This is a genomic window from Nocardiopsis sp. NPDC101807 (genome assembly GCF_044766605.1).
GTDB classification, from domain to species: Bacteria; Actinomycetota; Actinomycetes; order Streptosporangiales; family Streptosporangiaceae; genus Nocardiopsis; species Nocardiopsis tropica.
In genome coordinates this window covers 712,626-728,876 of sequence record NZ_JBIWMK010000003.1, presented here as the reverse complement: position 1 = coordinate 728,876, position 16,251 = coordinate 712,626, and the positions used below count along the sequence as shown (strand labels likewise).

Here is a 16,251-nt window from a genome sequence, read left to right as displayed (position 1 = left end):
AGGGCCGCGCGGACCGGTGTCCGCGCGGCCCTCCGTGCCTCGTCCCGGCGGCCCCGCCGGCCCCCGCGCGGCGGTCTCCTACCGCTCCGGCGGTCCGCCCTCCCGGCCGGGCCCCTCGGGGCCCTCCGGTCCGCCTCCGCGCCCGGAACCCTCCGTCCCACCGGCCCCTTGCGGCGGCTCCCCGCCCTCACCCGGGGCCCGTCCCGGCTCCCCGCCCTCACCCGGGCCCCGCCCCGGCGGGCCGCTCCCCGGCGGAGGGCCGGCCCCGCCTCCCGCCTCCGGGGGTTCCCCGTCCCGGTCCTCGCCCCCACCGGTCGGGTAGCGCCGGCCGTCCGGCCGCTCCTTCCAGTAGTCCGGCGAGCGTACGGCCCCCTGCTTGCGGATCGTGTCCCTGCGGATGACCCACAGCACGAAGAAGAACACCACGACCGGCAGCGTCGCGATCACCGCGACCGCGGCCACCCCTGTCGGCATCTGCCCGACCATCGTCCCCCCTTCCGTCGGCTCGCCCGCGGCCTCAGAGAGCGGCCAGCAGCTCCCGGCACGCCTGCTCGTAGCGGCGGCACGCCTCCGCGCACAGGCGGCAGTGCTCGTGCTCCCCGGCGTGCCTCTCGCACTCCTCGGCGCACGTGCGGCACGCCTCCGCGCAGGCCTCCAGGAGGAGCCGCAGGACGTCGTCCTCCCCGCCGGTCCGGCGTGAGACCGCGCGGCCGGTCACGGCGCACATGTCCGCGCAGTCCAGGTCGGTGCGGACACAGGCGACCAGGTCGGCCACCGTCTCCTCGCCCAGGCAGGCGTCCGCGCACACCGTGCACACCTGCGAGCACTCCCCGCAGGCCTCGACGCACGCGGTGATCTTCGCGCCGACCCCTCGGGGTCCTCCGGGTGGGTGTACAGGATCTGTCCGACGGTGCTCATGGCCCCTCCTCGGTGGTCCGCCCGGGCTCGGCGCCCGGGCGGGTTCGGTCTCGGTCGTGCTCGGAACCGGGTGAGGAGGGGCCCGTCCGGGTTCGCGTCGGCTCAGGCGCCGCGTCCGGGCAGGGTGAAGCGCAGGGCGAAGTGGTTCAGCGACGCCGGGAGCCCCGACGCGGGAAGCGGGCCGCGCGCGTCCACGCGGGTGAGGTCGCGGTCCCGCACCAGGGAGCGCAGGAACAGCGACAGGGTGAGCGGCACCACCTCGCGCCCCGCGCACCCGGCCGGTCCGTAGCTGAAGGGCAGGATCCCCGGGTCCTCCTCGGCCCGGCCGTCGATCCACACCTCCGGCGCGAACTCGTCGGCGTACGGCAGGCGGGAGGAGTCGCGGTGGAAGTAGGCGCTCATGACCACGAACGCCGTCCCGGCGGGGAACACGCGGTCCCGCCACACGGTCTCGCGGTTGCTCTCGCGCAGCACCGCCAGCGTCGTCGGCCACAGCCGTACGGACTCCAGCACCGTCGCGCGCAGCAGCGGCAGGTCCAGCCCCTCGGTCTCCTGGATCTCCTCCCGGGCCGCGTGCGCCCCCGGGCTGTACGACGTCAGGAGCGCCAGCGAGCGGAACGCGGCGATCGCCGCGGCGTCGAACGCGAACAGCCAGTGGGCCGCCTGGTTCTCCGGGTGGGACCCGGCCTCCCGGCTCAGGCCCGCCGCGAGGCTGCCGGGCTCGGCCCGGTCGACGGCGCGGCCCACCCGGTCGAGGAACTCCGCCCTCACCGACCGCCGTACCGGCGCCGCGTACGACCAGTTGCCCCGGGCCCGCAGCCTGCGCAGCAGTTCGGTGGTCCGGACGTCCCCCGCCGCGGAGGCGCCGAACACCACCCGCCGGGCCAGGGCGTCGAAGGACGCGGAGAACCGGTTCCAGTCGAGGACGCCGCCCTCCCCCAGAGCGGCCAGCAGGGCCCGCGCCTCCCCGTCGGCCTGGGCCGCGACCGCGGTCCCGTCGGGGTGGAGCACCCGTCCGGTGGCCAGGGCCCGTTCGTTGGAGGCCCGCCGGTGCGGCCGCTCCTCGGGCTCGGAGACCAGTACCGCGTGCGGCTCGAAGTGCGACAGCGCGCCGCGCTTCTCGCGCCCGCCGGAGGAGAACGGGTCCGGGGTGCCCTCCAGCAGCGTCCTCACGTCGTCGGCGGCCAGCACCAGGGCGGCGTCCCTGCCGGCCAGGCGCAGCGGCAGCGGCCCGTCGCCGTGCCTCTCGCGCAGGCCGCGCAGGGTGGAGACGATCCCCCGGTCCGCCTCCAGTGCGCTGACCAGGCCCTCCATCAGGGGGCGCCGCACGAGCACGCCCCGCGCGAGGGTGGGGAGCAGCACCGTCGACAGGACGCGGGCGGTCTCGGCGGCTTCGGGGCCGCCCAGCTCCGCTCCGACGGCGCCCTTCGCCGCGCCCGCCTCCCCTTCGGGCGCCCGTGCCGTTCCGGCGCCGCCCCGTGCGCCCTTCCCGGCGTTCCGGGCCCCCGGGCCCCCTGTCCCTGTCATCCCGCCCCCGGTGGTGTGCGTGTGCGCGCGGTCCGCCCCTGGCGTCATGGCCCTCCCCTCGTCCCGGGCCCCGGACCACCGTCAGATGTGGTCCCTGGGCACGCTCTCGCTCCACTCCCTGGAGAAGATCCGCTCGTCCCCCTCGAACGCGTCCAGGGTCGCGTATACCCGGAACTCCGTCTCGGTGCACTCCAGGGAGGTATGGGTCTCGGTACGGGTGCTCCAGTCCCCGCGTGAGAACCGCATCGTCCACGTGGACCGGCCCCGGGCGGACGTGAAGTCGTCCGCCACCGACTCGTACAGCTCGTAGGCCCGCCGTCCGACGTCCAGGTCGATGTCCTCGAAGCGGAGGATCCCCCCGTCCTTGACGATCTCCAGGGACGAGCGGGTGTCGACCATGTCCCTCTGGACGGTCCAGCGGTGGTCCGGGGTCTCTTGCCGCGTGGTCTCGATCTGCGGTGTCCCCTCGGGCTCGCCGAAGGGCTGCGGGTGCAGTTCCTCGTCCTCGGGCACGGGGCGCACCGGCAGGTGGAGCGTGCTGCCCTCGGGGTGGACGGTCATCAGCACCGGGCGCGGCGGGGGCCAGGCCAGGGGCCAGTAGGACGTGGACAGCGACAGCCGTATGCGGTGGCCGGCCGGGAAGACCTGGGCGACGCCGTTGAGGGTGACCCTCACCCGGCAGCGCTCGCCCGGCTCCATCGCCCGCGGCGACTCGTGCCCGTCCCGGTGGGTGAGGTTGAGCAGGCCGAAGGTCACCCGGGTGGCGCTGCCGTCGGGCGCCACGTCGCACAGCCTGGCGGCGACCATGGCCACCGGCTCGGTGACGGAGAGCTCGAGTTCGGCCTCCGCCTCACCGAGGATCTCGACGTCCTCGGTGAGGACGTCGCTGTCGAAGACCAGGGAGCCGCCGTCCTCCTCGCGCTGGTCGTAGGGCAGGTCCGGCGGGGCGTTGTAGGAGGCCCACTTGCCGGCGAACTGCCCGGTGGTCAGCGGCGACTTCAGGGTCAGCGACTCGGCGCTGACCTTCTCGCCGGGGGCGCCGATGCGGTACCTGGCCAGCGGCAGCCCGGTCCGCTCGATACCGGGGGAGGGCCACGCGTCCTCGCGCACCCACCGGCCGGGGCGCTCCTGGTAGGAGGTGGACGGCGGGACGCTGTCCTGCATCCACGCCCACAGGGAGGGGCCCTCGTCGACGCCGTTCTCCTCGCCCTTGAGCCAGTGGTCCAGCCAGCGCACGACCTCCTGGAGGTAGCCGATGGCGGGGCCGGGCACGCCCATGTGCGGGTAGCGGTGCGACCAGGGGCCGATCAGGCCCCGGCTGGGCACGTCCAGGTGCTCCAGGACGCGCAGGACGGCGTTGGAGTAGCCGTCGGCCCACCCGCTGGAGGCCAGGACGGGGCAGCGCACGTCCGAGTAGTCGCCGCACACCGAGGCGTGCCGCCAGTAGTCGTCGCGGCGCTGGTGCCGCAGCCACTCCAGGACCCACGGCTCGGTGGCCTCCAGCCGCTCGCGCCACATGTCGCGCCAGCTCTCGCCCACGACGGCGGGGTCGGGCGGGCAGGTGCCGAACGCGAACATGGTACCGGCCTCGGCCAGGTTGTCCGAGAGCAGGCACCCGCCCATGTAGTGGAAGTCGTCGCCGTACCGGTCGTCGGTGAAGGAGCTGATCACGATCGTGCCCAGGCTCGGCGGCTGCCGGGCCGCGACCTGGAGGGCGGCGAACCCGCCCCAGGACAGTCCCAGCATGCTCGTGCTGCCGTCGCACCAGGGCTGGTCGGCCAGCCAGGCCAGGACCTCCTCCGCGTCCTGCTGTTCGCGTTCGAGGTACTCGTCGACGAGCACGCCCTCGGAGTCTCCCGTGCCCCTCAGGTCGACGCGGACGCAGGCGTAGCCGTGCCCGGCGATGTAGGGGTGGTGCTGGGAGTCGCGCACGGCCGTCAGGTCGCGCCTGCGGTAGGGGATGTACTCCAGGACCGCCGGTACGGGGGTCGCGTCGGAAGAGGTGGGGCGCCACATCCTCGCGGCCAGCCGCACCCCGTCCGACATGGGGATCCAGAAGTGCTCGTCGGAGCGGACCGCGTGCGGCAGGGAACTCACCACGTGCATGTACGTTCCTCCTCAGCGCTCGGCGGCCTGCTCGGCGCCCCGGCCGGACGCCACGTCCTCGTCCTTGTCCTCTTCCACGAACTCGAACCTCAGCGCCTCGACGCAGCGCTCGTACTTGGCGCGCATCTCGGTCTCGTCCGCGGCGCCGATGGTGATCTTGGCGAGCTCGAAACTGTAGCTGTCCTGTGAACGCATCTGCGAGAGCGGCTCGCCGGGTTCGGGCACCACCTTCACGCTCACGCCCGGCAGGGAGCGCTCCAGCTCGTCCACCTCCTCGTCGGTGGGCACGCGCACCGGGACGCCGTCGTCCCCGAAGCGCCGGTGGTACCACTCGGCCGCCACGGAGTACTCGCCGTGCGTGTCCGAGGGGATCCGGGGGTCCCTGCCCAGGCTCAGCAGCAGCATGCGCTCGTGGTTGGCGATCCCGTCCACCAGCTCGAACAGCTCGGCGTGGGACTGGGAGTGCCGGGGGTTGACCTCCAGGAGGTTGAGGCCGTCCTCGACGGGGTCGTAGAAGAACTCGACGCTGAACGTGGAGTTGTCCAGCCCGACCTGGCGGATGACCCGCTCGGAGACGTCGGCCATCCGCCCGCGGACCTCCTCGGAGAGCCCGGAGGGGTACTGGTGGCGCAGGAAGGCGGAGCTGCCGGGGTAGTCGACCGAGTCGAGGGACGCGTAGACGACGACGTCGCCCCGGTACACGAAGCCCTCGACGGCGGCCTGCACGCCGTGCAGGGCCCCCTCGGCCAGGCAGGTGCGTCCGCCCACCTCGGAGATCTCCGGGGGCAGGTCGACACGGGAGAGGATCTGCTCGAAGGGGCGGCCGATGCGGTCGATGCCCTCACGGAGTTCGGCGACCGCCTCGCCGAAGTCCTTGTCGTCGAGCACGTGGAAGGCGAGCTCGGAGGAGGCCGACTTCACGGGCTTGAGCCACATGGGGTAGCCGGGCGGGTCCGGCACCGCGGGGTCGCCGTTCAGCTCGACGAGGGCGAAGGGCGGGTACTCGTCGATGACCTTGCGCTGCTCCAGGCGGCTCCAGTACTTGTGCTCGCACTTGACCACCGACTCCAGGCTGGCGGACGGGAGGCCGCGGCGCTCGCACAGGATCGGCACGAGCAGCGTCACGGGGAAGTCCCAGTAGCCGCAGATGGCGTCGACGGTGTCGGGGAAGTCGTCGAGGATCTTCTCGGCCTTGGTGATCAGCTGGTCGATGTCGACCTCGCCTGTCTGGAGCTCGTCCAGGCTCAGCAGCTGGTGGAAACGGCAGTCGCGTCCGGTGGGGGTCCGGCGCAGGATCTCGTGGTTCCGCTCGTCCAGTCCGACGACGAAGACGTTCTTCACGGGGCGCACCACCTTTTCTCATCAGGGAAATGATGCTGGTGGTGCGCCTACCCGCGTGAACCGTTACAAACCCGAAATGTGACGAGGTGCTCGTCAGCCGGCGGGCGCGTACCGGTCGATCTCGGCCAGTTCGGAGGCGTCGAAGCCCAGGTTCCCGACCGCGGCCACGTTGTCCTCCAGCTGCGCGACACTGCTCGCGCCGATCACCGCCGACGTCACCCGCTCGTCGCGCAGCACCCACGCCAGCGCCGTCTGCGCCAGCGTCTGGCCCCGCCGTCCGGCTATCGCGTCGAGGGCGCGCACACGCTCCAGGACGTCCCCGGTGACGCCCCCGGCGTCGAGGAACGGGCTGTTCCCGGCGGCGCGCGAGCCCTCCGGGACGCCGTTCAGGTACCGGTCCGTCAGCAGGCCCTGGGCGAGCGGGGAGTAGGCGATCGAACCGGCGCCCACCTCGTCCAGCACGTCGAGCAGGCCGTCCTCCACCCACCGGTCGAACATCGAGTACGAGGGCTGGTGGATCAGCATCGGCGTGCCCAGGTCCCGCAGGATCGCGGCGGCCTCGCGGGTCTGCTCGGGGGAGTAGTTGGACACCCCCGCGTACAGGGCCTTGCCCCGGCGCACCGCCGCGTCGAGCGCGCCCATGGTCTCCTCCAGGGGCGTGTCCGGGTCGGGGCGGTGGGAGTAGAACACGTCCACGTGGTCCAGGCCCATGCGCCCCAGGCTCTGGTCCAGGCTGGCCAGCACGGACTTGCGCGAGCCCCACTCGCCGTACGGGCCGGGCCACATCAGGTACCCGGCCTTGGTGGAGACGACGATCTCGTCCCGGTACCGGCCCAGGTCCCCGGCGAGGATCCGGCCGAAGTTCTCCTCGGCGGCCCCCGGCGGCGGTCCGTAGTTGTTGGCGAGGTCGAAGTGGGTCACGCCCAGGTCGAACGCCCGCAGCACGATCTCCTTCTGCCGTGCGGGGTCGCGGTCGTGTCCGAAGTTGTGCCACAGGCCCAGGGAGAGGGCGGGCAGGCGCAGACCGCTGCGCCCCACCCGCCGGTAGGGCATGGAGTCGTACCGCGTGGGGGCGGCGACGTAGGTCATGGGTCATTCCCCGTTCTCGTGGCCGGACGCCGCTCGTCCGGCGTGCGGAGGCTACAGCGCGGACGCGGGCCGGAGCACGAGCGCCCCCCGCACGGCGGGCCCGGGGCCGTGGCGGGGCCGGTGCGGCTCGGACCGCGGCGGGCGGGTGTCCGCGGGCGGGTCCGAGGCAAGCGCGCAGCGCGTCCACGGGGGCCAAGAGACGCCAAAACACCCTCAAGACTACTTTGAGTGATTTTGTGAGTGCATACGGTTACCGTACGGGCGTTGTGGACATCTATTCCGCGGGGGCCGGTCACCGAATCCGGCCCCCGCATCCGGCCCCTGCGACGCTCCGCCGACATGGCGGGGCGCCAGGCCACAATGAGAGGGAACTCGTATGAACCGCAAGACCGTGACCCGCCTCGCCTTCGCCGCCGTCGTGGCCCCCGCCCTCGCCTTCGGCGCTCCCGCCGCGGCCATGGCGGACAGCTTCTTCGGCGCGGGCATGACCGCGGCCGGTCCCCACGGGGCCTCCCAGTCGGGCGTCATCGCCGGGGCCACGAGCGGCCACGGGGGCGACCACGAGGACGGCAAGAGCGGCAGCTTCTACGTCAAGAAGTGGAGCAAGGCCGGCCCCCACGGAGCGGCCGAGGGCGGCGTGATCAGCGCTGCCGGCTAGGGCGCTCCGGCCGCGGGCCCGCGGGCCCGCGGCCGGACCCGGGTGAACTCCGGCGCGGTGGCGTGAGAGCGCCGCGCCGGAGCCCTTTTCCGTCTCAGAACACGATTGGCAGGATCGATGCTTCGTTCGTCTCGCGCCCTGGTCACGACCGTCCTCGCACTGGGCATCGCCCTGGGCGCGCCCGCGGTGGCCTCGGCCGACGCCCGCTTCCACAGCCAGGACGCCTTCGCCGGGCCGAAGGGGGCCGGTATCACGCTGGTCCGCAGCGTGGTCACCGACAGCGGCGAGGTCTCCTACGAGAAGGTGACCTACACCGCCGGGCCGAAGGGGGCCGGGTTCTCCCGGGTCCACAGCGGCGCGAGGTGACACGGGGGGCGTGCCCGTGCCGGAGTGGGGGTCCCCCCGGCCGGGCCGCCCCGGTGACGGGCGGTCCCGCCTCCCCGGAGGAGGGGCCGCCCGTCGGCGTGCGGGGGCGCGGGCGAACGGCGCCCCGCCCGTGGTCGGCCCCGGCGGGCACGGGACCGTGCCGACCCCGGCCCTACCCGGGCCGCCCGCGTCCCGCTCCTGCGGGCCGTGGTGTCCTGGGGGAAGCCGGAACGCCCGGCCGACGACGACGAAGGACCAGCCGATGAGCTTTCCACCGACGCTCGACCACCTCGTGTACACCGTGCCCGACCTGGCCGAGGGCGTGGCCGCGTTCGAGGCGCGCACCGGCGTGGCCCCCGCGCGCGGCGGCTCCCACCCGGTCGGGACGGCGAACTCGCTCGTCGCCCTGACCGTGGGCGGGGCACGCGCGCCGTACTACCTGGAGATCATCGGCCCCGACCCCGAGCGCGGCGGTCCCGGCCCGGTCCGCGTGTTCGGCATCGCCGACCTGGAAGGGCCCCGCCTCGCCGCGTTCGCGGTGCGCGTGGACGGCGACCTGGAGGCGGCGGTGGAGCGGGCCCGTGCGGTCGGGCACGACCCCGGCGGGATCGAGCCGTGGTCGCGCGCCACTCCCGGGGGGACGGTCCTGCACTGGCTGCTCGCCCGGCGCGAACTGCCGTCCTATCCCGCGCCGGTGCCGTTCCTCATCGACTGGGGGCGGACCCCGCAGCCCGGCCTGGGCGACCTGCCCGCCCTCGAACTGGTCTCCCTGCGCGCGGAGCACCCCGACCCCGGTTCGCTGGAACCGGCCCTGCGGGTCCTGGGCGTGGACCTGGAGGTCGCCTCCGGTCCCGCGCCGCTGCTGGAGGCGACCCTGCGCGGACCGCGTGGGGAGTTCGTGCTCGGGTGACCGGCCGGGCCGCGGCCCGGCCGGCCCCTCCACGAGGGGCGCGCCCCGCCCCGCCCCGGGCGCCGCTTCCCTGGGCCGGGGCCGCGCGCCCCCGCCTCCGTCCCGGTTCCGCGGTCCTCCCACCGGTTTCACGCGCCCCGGCCCGGGTAGCCGAGCCCCTGTACCCCATCGTCGAGCAGAAGGGGAGTGAACGCGGTGAACGACGAGGACACACCCCCGATCGAGGGCTACGAGGGACTGCCTATCGCCACGCTCCAGCACAGGGTCCGATCGCTGGACGCGGAGCAGATGCGACGGCTCATCGCCTACGAGGAGGCCCACGCCGACCGGACCGGCGTACTGGAGATCCTCAGGAACCGGCTCCACGGCCTGGAGGAGGGCGCCGAGCCGTCCGGGGGGTCGCAGCGGTTCCAGCCGGAGCGGCCGGGGCCGCCCGCCGGGGGATCTCCCGTGAACACGGACACGGTCGCGCCCCAGGCGAGCCCGCCGCCGCACGGCGTTCCCGCCCAGCCCGCCAAGCCCAAGGGCGACTACCAGCCCGGCAACCAGTAGGCGGTCGCGAGGGGCCGGGGCCCGGGGGACGCGGGGGCGTCCCCGGGCCCGCACCCGCGCCCGCAACGCGGGAGCCCGGATTCTCCCATGCGTTCCCACCTGCGGTTTTCGCCCGCCGGGCGGCGGGTAGCCGTATACCCACATCCCCCGACCGGCGTACAGCGAACACGGGGAGTGACATGACGGTGGTGCCACGTACACCCACGGCGACCGGCGACCCCGGGGGGAGGGCCCGGTGATCCGCTGGAGGCCCGTCCTGGCCCTGGCCGGAACCCGGTGTGCGGTGTCCCGGCTCCGGAGCGGGCACGAGCCCGGGCCGCGCCGCCGCTCCGGGGTCGTGCCCTGGGCGGTGGCCGGGGCCGCGGTCGGCCTGACCGCCGCCGCCATGGGCCGGAACCGCACCACGCTCCTGACGGGGCGCGTCGTGCTGGTCACGGGCGGCTCCCGCGGCCTCGGACTCCAGATGGCCCGGGAGTTCGGCTCCCGCGGCGCGTCCGTCGTCGTGTGCGCGCGCGACCGCGACGAACTCGACCGGGCCGTCGCCGACCTGGTGCGCAGGGGGGTCACGGCGCACGGCGTCCGGTGCGACGTCCGCGACGCCGCCCAGGCCGAGGGGATGGTCGAGGAGGCGGCGGCGCGCTTCGGCCGCCTCGACGTCGTCGTCAACAACGCGGGCGTCATCCAGGTCGGGCCGCAGTCGGTGCTGACCGAGGACCACTTCCGCGACGCCATGGAGACGATGTTCTGGGCGCCCCTGCACGTCTCCCGTGCCGCGCTCGGCCCGCTGGAGAGGACCGGGGGACGCCTCGTCACCATCACCTCGATCGGCGGCCACCTCAGCGTCCCGCACCTGCTGCCCTACTCGTGCGCCAAGTTCGCCGAGGTCGCCCTCTCCGAGGGGCTGGGAGCCGAGGTCGCGGGCCGGGGCGTGAAGGTCACCACCGTGGTGCCCGGTCTCATGCGCACCGGGTCCCACAAGGCCGCGGTGTTCACCGGCGACCCCGAGCGCGAGTACTCGTGGTTCTCCCTGGGCGCGGGCCTTCCGCTGGTCTCGGTGAGCGGCGAGCGCGCGGCCCGCCGGATCGTCGAGGCGACCGCCCGGGGCCGCAGCCACCTCGTGCTCACCCCGCTGGCCCGCGCGGTCATCGTCGCCCGCGGGCTCTCCCCGGCCCTCGTCCAGCGGGCCATGGGGATCATGGCGCGGCTCCTGCCGGCCCCGCCCGAGCATGTCGAGGAGCGGCCCGGCAGGGAGGCCGACCACGGCCTCGTCAACCAGGCGCTCAAGGCGCCCACCGTGCTCAACGAGCGCGCGACCAGGAGACTCAACCAGAAACGGGAGTAGGCGGACGGGTGCGGGCGCGTGCCGCAGGCGGCGCGCGGGCCCGGCCCTCCGCGACGGCGATCGGGGGATGGCGACGTGACGCGTTTCGGATACTTTCTCGCCAGCGAGGAACACGGTCCCGCGAGCCTGGTCCGCCAGGCGCAAGGGGCCGAGGAGGCCGGGTTCGACGCACTGTGGATCTCCGACCACTTCCACCCGTGGCTGGACTCCCAGGGGGAGAGCCCGTTCGTGTGGTCGGTCGTGGGCGCGATCGGCCAGGCCACGTCGCTGCCGGTCACCACGGCGGTGACCTGCCCGACCACGCGCATGCACCCGGCGGTGGTGGCGCACGCCGCCGCCACCTCGGCGGCCCTGGTCAGGGGCGGGTTCACGCTGGGTGTCGGCACGGGGGAGGCCCTCAACGAGCACATCCTCGGGCTGCCCTGGCCGCCCGCTGCCCAGCGCATCGCCATGCTGGAGGAGGCCGTCGAGGTGATGCGCAAGCTCTGGACGGGCAAGCTCGTCACCCACCGCGGCGAGTACTACGACGTGGACACCGCGCGCCTGTACACGCTGCCCGAGGAGCCGCCGAAGGTCTACATGTCCGCGTTCGGGCCCAAGGCGACCGCGCTGGCCGCGAGGGAGGCGGACGGCCTGATCCAGGTCGCCCCCAGCCCGGAGACCGTCGAGAGGTTCCGCTCCGAGGGGGGCGCGGGCAAACCCGTCCAGGGCGGGCTCAAGGTCTGCTGGGACCGCGACGAGGCCCGCGCCCGGCGCCTGGTCCACGAGCGGTGGCCCAACGAGGCCCTGCAGGGGGAGGCGGCCCAGATCCTCCCCCTGCCCCGGCACTTCCAGCAGCTCACCGACGGGCTGGTCACGGAGGAGATGGCGGCGGAGCAGGTGACCTGCGGTCCCGACCCCGAGGCGCACCTCGCCGCGATCAGGCCGTACCTGGAGTCCGGCGTGGACGAGGTGTACGTCTGCCAGGTCGGCGACGACCAGGAGGGCTTCTTCGAGTTCTACCGGAAGGAGGTCCTGCCCCGGCTCAGGGCCGGGGCCTGAGCCGGCCCGGTGCGCGGGCGGCCCGCCCGCGCACCGGACCCGCAAGGACGACCAGTGAGGAGGAGACATGAACGCACGCACCCGTGACGGCACTCCGGCCCCTGCCACGCGCTACCCGGACCCGATGCCGCCGATGCCGCCGGACCCGTTCCCCCCGACCCCGATGCCGGACCCCCCGTCCCCGCCGGACCCGCTGCCGGAGCCCCCGGGGCCCGCGCCCACGCCCGAGCCGCCCGGCCCGGAGCCCGAGCCCGAACCCGCCTGAGGACGGGCCGGTCCCGGCAGGGGCCGGGGCCCGGGGGCCGAGCCCGCGGACGCGCCGCTCCCGGCGCGCCCGCGGGCTCCCCGCTGCCCGGGGTCCGCCGCCGGTCGCGGGCAGCGCCACGGGCCCGCCCGGCGGGGCGCACGGGGAGTGTGCGCATTCGTCGCGTAAGGGGGATTGACCTCTCCGTGACCGAAGTCTAGGTTGCGAGAAAAGAAAAGACTCCTTCCGGTTCGGTGCGACGTCCTCCCCGGGCCGCGCCGGGCCGCCACCCCGCTGGAGGAAGCCCGTGGCGCACCACCCCCCGACCCCCGCCCGCACACGCCGGACCCCCGCCGGCGCCGCGCTCGTGGGAGCGCTCCTACTCGCCGTGGCGCTCCTCGTCGTCGCGGGGGCGCACGGCCAGGCCGGGGCGGCCCCGGCCCCCGTCGGGCAGACCCGGGCGCCCTCCGGCCCCGGGGCCGCCGCCGGCCCCGCGGACACCCACGGGCAGCTCACCGTCTGCGGCGTCAAGCTCTGCGACAGCAACGGCGACCCCGTCCAGCTCACCGGGATGAGCTCGCACGGACTCCAGTGGTACAGCGACTGCCTCACCGACGGATCGCTGGACGCGCTCGCCCACGACTGGAACGCCGACGTGCTGCGCGTGTCCATGTACATCCAGGAGGGCGGCTACGAGACCGACCCGCGCGGGTTCACCGACCGGGTCCACGAGCTGATCGAGGAGGCCACCGCCCGCGGCATGTACGTCATCGTCGACTGGCACATGCTCACCCCCGGCGACCCCCGCCACAACACCGAGCGCGCCCGCACCTTCTTCTCCGAGATCGCCTCGGTGCACGCCGACAAGGACAACGTCCTGTACGAGATCGCCAACGAGCCCAACGGGGTCTCCTGGGACGCGATCAAGGACTACGCCGAGGAGATCATCCCGGTCATCCGCGCCGAGTCCCCCGAGGCCGTCGTCCTCGTCGGCACCCGCGCCTGGTCCTCCCTGGGCATGTCCGAGGGATCGGACCACACCGAGATCACCGCCGACCCGGTCGACGCCGACAACATCATGTACGTCTTCCACTTCTACGCCGCCACCCACGGCTCCTACCGGGAGGCGTTCCGGGCCGCCGCGCAGGAGCTCCCGCTGTTCGTCACCGAGTTCGGCACCCAGCAGGCCACGGGGGACGGGCCCAACGACTTCGCGTCGGCCCAGGCCTACCTCGACCTCATGGAGGAGGAGCAGATCAGCTGGGTGAACTGGAACTTCTCCGACGACTTCCGCTCCGGCGCGGTCTTCGAGACCGGCACCTGCGCCGCCGGGGGGCCCTGGACCGGCGCCGGCTCCCTCAAGCCCGCGGGCGAGTGGATCCGCGACCGGATCCGGGAGAGCGGCGCCGCCTGACCCCCGCCGAGCGGCGGCCCCCCGCCGGGGAGGCCGCCGCACGCGGCGGGAACCGCCCCGGGCGGTGAGGGGGCGCACCGGGAGAAGGGTGCGCCGCCTCCCGCCCGGGGGCTCCGGGCACGCGGGGGGGGGGGCCCCCCCCCCCGGGGGGCGCCCCCCCCCCCCCCCGGGGCCCCCCCCCCGGGGGGGCCCCCCCCGCCCCGGGGCCCCCCCCCTCCGGCCGCCCCGGCCCGCCTCAGAAGGCGGGGGCGGTGGAGATCCGCAGGTCCCCGTCGTCGCCCGCGTCCACGATCACCTGGTCGCCCGGGACGACCTGCCCGTCCAGCACCATGCGCGAGAGGCGGTTGCCGACGGTGCGCTGGATCGTGCGCGCCAGCGGCCGGGCGCCGTACGCGGGCTGGTACCCGTGCTCGGCCAGCCACGAGACCGCCTCGTCGGTGAACCGCACCGTGACGTCCTTCGCCCTGAGCCGCTGTTCGAGGTGCTCCAGCATGAGCCGGGTGATCTGGGCCAGCTCCTCGCTCCCGAGCTGCTTGAAGACGATGACCTCGTCGATCCGGTTGACGAACTCGGGCCGGAACTCCTCGCGCAGCCGCCGCATCACCCGCTGCTCGGTGTCGGGGTCCATCTGGCCGTCGGCGGTGAACCCCATCGGGCCGCCGCCGGTGATCGCCTCCGACCCCAGGTTGCTGGTCATGATGACCACCGTGTTGCGGAAGTCCACCGTCCGCCCCTGGCCGTCGGTCAGCCGGCCGTCGTCCAACAGCTGCAGCAGCAGGTTGAACACGTCCGGGTGCGCCTTCTCGATCTCGTCCAGCAGGAGCACGGAGTAGGGGTTGCGGCGCACCGCCTCGGTGAGCTGGCCCGCCTCCTCGTAGCCGACGAACCCGGGAGGCGCGCCGGTCAGGCGGCTGGTGGTGTGCCGCTCCTGGAACTCGCTCATGTCGATGCGCACCATGGCGTCCTCGGACCCGAACAGGGCCTCGGCCAGCGCCCGGGCCAGTTCCGTCTTGCCCACGCCGGTCGGCCCCAGGAACAGGAAGCTGCCCACCGGCCGGTCGGGGTCGCCCAGCCCGGCCCGGGATCGGCGGATCGCCTCGGACACCGCGGTGACCGCCTCGTTCTGGCCGATCACCCGCGTGTGCAGCACCTCCTCCAGGTTGACCAGCCGGTCCCGCTCCTCCTGGGTGAGCTGGGAGACCGGGATGCCGGTGCTGCGGGAGACCACGTCGGCGATGTCGGCGCTGGTCACCTCCGGCACCGCGGAACCGGTCCCGCGGGCCTGGTGGATCGAGCTCCGGGCGGCGGAGATCTCGTCGCGCACCGCCGACGCCCGCTCGTAGTCCTCCTCCTGGACCGCCCGGTCCTTCTGCTCCTCCAGCTCCTTGAGCCTCTTCTCCAGCTCGCGCAGGGTGGAGCTGGACGACTTGAGCCGCAGCCGCACCCGGGCGCCCGCCTGGTCGACCAGGTCGATGGCCTTGTCCGGCAGGAACCGGTCGGTGACGTAGCGGTCCGACAGCTCGGCGGCCGCGACCAGGCTCTCGTCGCTGAACCGCACCTGGTGGTGGGCCTCGTAGCGGTCGCGCAGGCCGCGCAGGATCTCGACGGTGTCCTCCACCGACGGCTCGGGCACCTGGATCGGCTGGAAGCGGCGTTCGAGCGCGGCGTCCTTCTCGATGTTCTTGCGGTACTCGTCCACCGTGGTCGCGCCGATGACGTGCAGCTCGCCGCGGGCGAGCGCGGGCTTGAGCATGTTCCCGGCGTTCATCGACCCCTCGGCCGCCCCGGCGCCCACGATCGTGTGGATCTCGTCGATGAAGATGAGCAGGCCCTCGGACTGCGCGCGGATCTCGTCCACGATCGCGGTGAGGCGCTCCTCGAAGTCGCCCCGGTAGCGCGTGCCCGCCACGATCCCGGCCAGGTCGAGCTGGACCAGGCGGCGTCCGCGCAGGGTCTCGGGGACGTCGTCGTCGAAGATGCGCTGGGCGATGCCCTCGGCGATCGCGGTCTTGCCCACGCCCGGGTCGCCGATGAGCACGGGGTTGTTCTTGCGGCGCCGGGCGAGCACCTCGATGCACTGCTCGACCTCGTCGTCGCGGCCCACGACCGGGTCCAGGCGCCCCTCGCGGGCCAGCGCCGTCATGTCGGTGCCGTACTCGTCCAGGGTGGGCGTGGACGAGGGCTCCTCCTCGCCCCGGTCGGCGGCGGGCACGGGGCCCGCGGCCTTCTGCAGCGCGGGCGGCGTGATCCCGGAGTCGCGCATGAGCTGGCTGACCGGGCTGTCGGGGTTGACGGCCAGGGCGAACAGCAGGTGCTCGGGCGTGATGCTGGAGCTGCCGGTGGCCCGCGCGATCTGGAGCGCGTCCAGCAGGGCCCTCTTGGCGGCCGGGGTGAGCCTGGCCGACCCGCGCACCGTCCGGGGCGCCTGCGCCACCGCCTGGTCGATCACGGAGGTGAGCTGGTCGAGGCGGGCGTCGGTGCGCCCGATCAGCTCGCGCGTGGGCTGGTGGCGCAGCAGGGACCACAGCAGGTGGACCGTGTCCACGTCGGCGCCGCCGGCCTCCAGGGCGCGGCGCACCGCCGCGTCGGCGACCTCCTGGGCCTCGGCGCTCATCAGCTTGGACAGGTCCACGCGGCGGACCGGGCCCCGGGCCCCGAGGAACCGGGCCAGGAACTCGTCGAAGGACCCGGGGTCGCTGCCGCGGTCGTCGGGAAAGTCGTGTGTCATCTCGTCTCGTCCCCC

14 protein-coding genes and 1 pseudogene are annotated in these 16,251 nt (G+C 74.3%); 8 read left to right on the top strand and 7 right to left on the bottom strand.

Features of this window, described 5'->3' with window-relative positions:
* Window positions 1–78: 78 nt before the first annotated feature.
* The 6 genes and pseudogenes from ACIRPH_RS12640 to ACIRPH_RS12615 form a co-directional block, all read right to left on the bottom strand.
* Window positions 79–486 carry a hypothetical protein gene (locus tag ACIRPH_RS12640; protein WP_402913143.1) on the bottom strand — a complete coding sequence of 136 codons (408 nt, stop codon included), beginning with the start codon at window positions 484–486 and terminating at the stop codon, window positions 79–81.
* A gap of 31 nt (window positions 487–517) precedes the next feature.
* Window positions 518–918 (bottom strand): annotated as a pseudogene (locus ACIRPH_RS12635) (four-helix bundle copper-binding protein).
* A gap of 102 nt (window positions 919–1,020) precedes the next feature.
* A complete protein-coding gene (locus tag ACIRPH_RS12630; protein ID WP_402913141.1) occupies window positions 1,021–2,445 on the bottom strand; it encodes a cytochrome P450 in 1,425 nt (474 codons plus the stop codon).
* Window positions 2,446–2,526: 81 nt separating this feature from the next.
* Window positions 2,527–4,551 carry a CocE/NonD family hydrolase gene (locus ACIRPH_RS12625; protein WP_402913138.1) on the bottom strand — a complete coding sequence of 675 codons (2,025 nt, stop codon included), beginning with the start codon at window positions 4,549–4,551 and terminating at the stop codon, window positions 2,527–2,529.
* 12 nt (window positions 4,552–4,563) lie between these two features.
* Window positions 4,564–5,892 (bottom strand): acetyl-CoA carboxylase biotin carboxylase subunit family protein, encoded by a 1,329-nt coding sequence (locus ACIRPH_RS12620; RefSeq protein WP_402913136.1) that lies wholly within the window; start codon window positions 5,890–5,892, stop codon window positions 4,564–4,566.
* Window positions 5,893–5,985: 93 nt separating this feature from the next.
* Window positions 5,986–6,981 carry an aldo/keto reductase gene (locus ACIRPH_RS12615; protein WP_402913134.1) on the bottom strand — a complete coding sequence of 332 codons (996 nt, stop codon included), beginning with the start codon at window positions 6,979–6,981 and terminating at the stop codon, window positions 5,986–5,988.
* Window positions 6,982–7,357: 376 nt separating this feature from the next.
* Between ACIRPH_RS12615 and ACIRPH_RS12610 the strand changes: the two genes are divergently transcribed.
* From ACIRPH_RS12610 to ACIRPH_RS12575, 8 genes are all read left to right on the top strand, one after another.
* Window positions 7,358–7,639: a hypothetical protein gene (locus ACIRPH_RS12610; protein ID WP_402913132.1), complete on the top strand. Its 282-nt coding sequence runs from the start codon at window positions 7,358–7,360 to the stop codon at window positions 7,637–7,639.
* A 117-nt stretch (window positions 7,640–7,756) separates the two neighbouring features.
* Window positions 7,757–8,005 (top strand): hypothetical protein, encoded by a 249-nt coding sequence (locus ACIRPH_RS12605; protein ID WP_402913129.1) that lies wholly within the window; start codon window positions 7,757–7,759, stop codon window positions 8,003–8,005.
* Between the two features lie 262 nt (window positions 8,006–8,267).
* Window positions 8,268–8,915 (top strand): VOC family protein, encoded by a 648-nt coding sequence (locus ACIRPH_RS12600; protein WP_402913127.1) that lies wholly within the window; start codon window positions 8,268–8,270, stop codon window positions 8,913–8,915.
* 195 nt (window positions 8,916–9,110) lie between these two features.
* Complete coding sequence (locus tag ACIRPH_RS12595; protein ID WP_402913125.1) at window positions 9,111–9,467, top strand: hypothetical protein; 357 nt, start codon at window positions 9,111–9,113, stop codon at window positions 9,465–9,467.
* A 235-nt stretch (window positions 9,468–9,702) separates the two neighbouring features.
* The gene (locus tag ACIRPH_RS12590) at window positions 9,703–10,809 is read left to right on the top strand and encodes an SDR family NAD(P)-dependent oxidoreductase (RefSeq protein WP_402913123.1); all 1,107 of its coding nucleotides are present in this window, start codon (window positions 9,703–9,705) and stop codon (window positions 10,807–10,809) included.
* A gap of 75 nt (window positions 10,810–10,884) precedes the next feature.
* The gene (locus ACIRPH_RS12585; protein ID WP_402913121.1) at window positions 10,885–11,850 is read left to right on the top strand and encodes a TIGR03557 family F420-dependent LLM class oxidoreductase; all 966 of its coding nucleotides are present in this window, start codon (window positions 10,885–10,887) and stop codon (window positions 11,848–11,850) included.
* Between the two features lie 67 nt (window positions 11,851–11,917).
* Window positions 11,918–12,115 (top strand): hypothetical protein, encoded by a 198-nt coding sequence (locus ACIRPH_RS12580; RefSeq protein ID WP_402913119.1) that lies wholly within the window; start codon window positions 11,918–11,920, stop codon window positions 12,113–12,115.
* A gap of 286 nt (window positions 12,116–12,401) precedes the next feature.
* Window positions 12,402–13,508: a glycoside hydrolase family 5 protein gene (locus tag ACIRPH_RS12575; protein ID WP_402913116.1), complete on the top strand. Its 1,107-nt coding sequence runs from the start codon at window positions 12,402–12,404 to the stop codon at window positions 13,506–13,508.
* Between the two features lie 235 nt (window positions 13,509–13,743).
* On the opposite strand, the gene ACIRPH_RS12570 is transcribed toward ACIRPH_RS12575, so the two are convergent.
* Window positions 13,744–16,236, bottom strand: coding sequence for an ATP-dependent Clp protease ATP-binding subunit (locus ACIRPH_RS12570; RefSeq protein ID WP_402913113.1), 2,493 nt, complete (start codon window positions 16,234–16,236; stop codon window positions 13,744–13,746).
* Window positions 16,237–16,251: the final 15 nt, after the last annotated feature.